The following is a 3,937-nucleotide window of genomic DNA, read 5'->3' on the forward strand; positions in this document are numbered from 1 at the left end:
ATCTGACGCGGCCGTCGCCCTGGCGGGCGAGCGGACCGGGGCCGTGCTTGGGGCTAGCCGCCGCCGGAGGCGCCCCTCCCGGGGGGCGCCTCCTCACTCCGTCGGCCGCATAAATGCAGGTTGACGCGGGGACGCCTCACTCATTCGGGTGGTCATCCGAGGTGATCCGGCCTTCCCGGACCGTGCGCTCGACAGAATCGGACCGGCCTTTCGGGGTCGGTCCGTCTGCTCTGTCAGGACCCTCATGGGGGACCAGAGGCATGATCCGCATCAAGGCACGGGCGCCCACCGCGCGAGGAGCCGTACTGCCCACGGTCTGGGGAGCCGTGGCGGTCGGCTACAAGTTCGGCTGCCCGCTGGCCCAGCAGAACGGCATCGGCGCACGCATCGTCACCAGCGCCGTGTTCTTCGCCGTCGGCACGGGCCTCATATTCCACGTCCGCCGCCCCCTTCTGCGGGAGCTGTGGCTCGCCCGGCGCGCGGCGCGCGCGGCGCAGAGCGTCGTCCTGCGGCCGGTGCCACCGCGCCTCGACGGACTGCACATCGCCGCCGCCCAGTTGTCCGCCGACCGGGGCGCCAGCGTCGGCGGCGACCTGTACGAGGCGATCGCCACGGAGCACGGCGTCCGGGTGGTGATGGGCGACGTACGAGGTCACGGCCTGGCCGCCCTCGGCACCGTCGCCGCCCTCCTCGGCAGCTTCCGCGAGGCCGCCCACGACGAGCCCGAACTGGGCCGCGTGATGCGCAGACTGGAGCGCGCCCTGGCCCGGCACCTGCGCGATCGGGCCCGCGCCGAACACCCCTCGACCGGCGGCCGGGAGCCCGACCACCCGGTCGCCGAGGAGTTCGTCACCGTCCTGCTCCTGGAGATCGGCGGGGACGGCGAGGTGCGCGGCCTCAACTGCGGCCATCCCTGGCCCTATCTGCTCCGCGGCGCCACCGTGGAGCCCCTGACCCACGCGGATCCACTGCCGCCGCTGGGCCCGTTCCCGCTCCCGGCGGACCTGGAGCCGCACTCCCGCGGGCGTCTCCTCGCGGGCGAGTCGCTGGTCCTCTTCACGGACGGCGTGGAGGACGCGAGGGACGCCAAGGGCCGGTTCTTCTCCCTGCCGAGGGTGCTCGCGGACGTCGTACGGAACCATCCGGTCGCGCCCCAGACGGTCCTGCGGACGGTCTTCACCGCGCTCCGCGACCACACGGGCGGCAGACCCGCCGACGACGTGGCACTCCTCGTGCTCCGCAACGAACGGGGACCGAGACCGGGCACACGGGGCGCCGCGCGAGCCGCCACGGCCCGCCCGCAGCCCACCAGCCACCGTTAGCCGCACACACCGGCAACCACCGCCAAGCCACCGCTTTTCGAGGGGGAGCCGGTGGCTTGGCGGGCCTCCTACGAGGCAGTTCAGTCAACCGGCCCGGCACTCTCCGCAACAGCGCGCGCACATCCCGGATGCGGGCACTCCGTTCACACCCCGTGTGAAGGCGGAACCACTACGCTGACGGCACCAGGCACTCGGGGGGCATCCCATGCAGCCCAACACTCTGCTCGACGCCATCCTGGACGAGGCGGGGATCTCGCACGCGGGACTCGCCGCCCACGTCAACCAGGTGGGCCGGCGCCGGGGCCTCGTGCTCCGGTACGAACACACCGCCGTGGCGCGGTGGCTGAAGGGCCAGCGGCCCCGAGGCCAGGTGCCCGACCTGATCTGCGAGGTGCTGGCCGCACGGCTGCACCGGCCCGTGACCCTGGACGACATCGGCCTCGGCGTGCCCGGGGAGCCCGGCACCGCGCACGCGGGCTCGCTGTCGGGCTTCGTGGAGCGGGCCACCGCCCTGTGGCGGTCGGACGAGCAGCAGCGCCCGCATGTGCTGGGCGCCCCCGCCGTCACCGGGACCCCCGCCGTGATGCCCGTGTGGGAATGGGAGAACCCGCCCGAGGACGTCGACGTCTCCCGCGGCGGCCGGCACCGGGTCACGGCGGCCGACATCGCGATGCTGCGCGCGGCCCGAACGCACTACGAGCAGATGTACCGCAAGGCCGGCGGCATCGCCACCCGCACCCGCATCGTCGGCTTCCTCAACGCCGAGGCGGCGCCGCTGCTGCGGGGCAGCTACACCGACGCCACCGGACGCCAACTGCACCGGGCCACGGGCGGGTTGGTCGCCATCGCCGGCATCTGCGCCTACGACTCGGACGCGCACGGGCTCGCCCAGCGCTACTTCCACCAGGCGCTCAGACTCGCAAAGGCCAGCGGGGACCGGGGACTCGGCGCCTACGTGATAGCTCTGCTGGTCAACCAGTCGCTGTTCATGCGGGAGTACCGGCAGGCCGTGGCCTTCGCCGAGGCCGCGCTGCGCGCCGCCGGCAGGCACATCACCCCGGCGCTCGCCTCCGACCTGTACGCGATGCAGGCCAAGGCCTACGCACACCTGGGCGATTCGAGCAGCGCCCTGTCCTGCATCCGGCGTGCGGAGACCGCCGCCGAACGCATCCGGCGCGGATACGAACCCGACGAGACCGGCTACGTCCAGCCCGGTCTGGTCAACGTGCAGGTGGCCGAGGCGCTGTTGAGCCTCGGGGAGCTCGCCGCCGCCCGCGAGCACGCGGCGGCCGCCGTCGACAACCCGGCCCACGACCGGGGCAGGGTGCACCGGCTGGCCATGCTCAGCACCATCGAACTGCGTCAGGGCAACGCCGACAAAGCCGTGGCCACCGCCGTGCAGATGGCCGAGCAGGCGCGCGGAATGGAGTCCCAGCGGCTGCGCGACAGACTCCGCGCGGTACGCGAGCACCTCGCGCGCTGCGGCTCGGCCGGGACCGCCGAGGCCGCGGAACTCATCGACGGGGCGCTGCGCGTACCGCTGTAGGGCCTCCTGTGGGTACACAGTCACTGCTGCGATATTGCCACTTACTCGGCGGAAGGTGGCAGAACCGTGCAGTGGACGAAACAGAACGAACAAACTGTGTATGAAAACCGCTGGTTCAGCGTCAACCTGGCGGATGTCGAGCTGCCGGACGGCCGGCACCTCGACCACTTCCTGATCCGGCTGCGGCCCGTGGCCGTGGCCACGGTGGTCAACGAGGCCAACGAGGTCCTCCTGTTGTGGCGCCACCGCTTCATCACCGACAGCTGGGGCTGGGAACTCGCCGCGGGCGTCGTCGAGGACGGCGAGGACATCGCGAGCGCGGCCGCCAGGGAACTGGAGGAGGAGACCGGCTGGCGGCCGGGGCCCCTGCACCACCTCATGACCGTGGAGCCGTCCAACGGCCTCACCGACGCCCGGCACCACATCTACTGGTCCGACCGGGGCGAGTACCTCGGGCACCCCGTGGACGACTTCGAGTCGGACCGCCGGGAATGGGTCCCCCTCAAACTCGTTCCCGACCTGATCGCCCGTGGGGAGGTCCCGGCCGCCAACATGGCGGCCGCGTTACTCCTGCTGCACCACCTCAGGCTCGCCGAGGGCTAGTGAGCCGCCAGCGCCTGCCAGATCGTCACCACGAGCGCGCCGAGCGCCGTCAGCGCGGCGAGCGAGGGCAGTGGCCAGCGCGCGTGTTCCAGCGAGACCATCCGGGAGTTCAGCTCGTCCAGCTCCTTGGCGGTCTCCTCGGTGCGGTGACTGAGCAGCGCCAGTCCGCCCTCGACACGGGCGTAGGCCACGTCGAGGCGGCGCCGTAACTCTGCGAGTTCACCATGGACCACGGGATGCTCCGGGTCGGCGGTCACGGGTCCACTCCTTTCCGTAGTCGAACGGGTTGTTCCGCATCCCTTGCATGCGCATGAAGAGTGAACTCGCCTGGTGGGCGCGTGGGGAGCGTGTGCGAGGGGCATATGCGTGCCCGGCGCGCACACGGTGTGTGAAACGGACGGGCCCGGCACCGATGTCCGGTGCCGGGCCCGCGGGCGTCGCCGACGGTAATCAGCCGTAGGTGTAT

At 72.1% G+C, this 3,937-nt stretch carries 4 protein-coding genes; 3 read left to right on the forward strand and 1 reads right to left on the reverse strand.

All coding sequences use genetic code 11. From position 1 onward, the window contains the following. Positions 1-260: 260 nt before the first annotated feature. From ACWEN3_RS43045 to ACWEN3_RS43055, 3 genes are all read left to right on the forward strand, one after another. Positions 261-1,322: a PP2C family protein-serine/threonine phosphatase gene (locus ACWEN3_RS43045; RefSeq protein ID WP_452983167.1), complete on the forward strand. Its 1,062-nt coding sequence runs from the start codon at positions 261-263 to the stop codon at positions 1,320-1,322. Positions 1,323-1,527: 205 nt separating this feature from the next. Next, entirely contained in the window at positions 1,528-2,868 is a 1,341-nt protein-coding gene (locus ACWEN3_RS43050; RefSeq protein WP_452983170.1) for a transcriptional regulator, read from the forward strand. A 66-nt stretch (positions 2,869-2,934) separates the two neighbouring features. Continuing rightward, positions 2,935-3,471 carry an NUDIX hydrolase gene (locus ACWEN3_RS43055; RefSeq protein ID WP_452983173.1) on the forward strand — a complete coding sequence of 179 codons (537 nt, stop codon included), beginning with the start codon at positions 2,935-2,937 and terminating at the stop codon, positions 3,469-3,471. Here the strand turns inward: ACWEN3_RS43055 and ACWEN3_RS43060 are convergent. After that, positions 3,468-3,728 (reverse strand): hypothetical protein, encoded by a 261-nt coding sequence (locus ACWEN3_RS43060; protein WP_452983176.1) that lies wholly within the window; start codon positions 3,726-3,728, stop codon positions 3,468-3,470. The genes ACWEN3_RS43055 and ACWEN3_RS43060 overlap by 4 nt on opposite strands. Between the last annotated feature and the right edge of the window lie 209 nt (positions 3,729-3,937).

Source organism: Streptomyces sp. NPDC004561 (genome assembly GCF_053602155.1).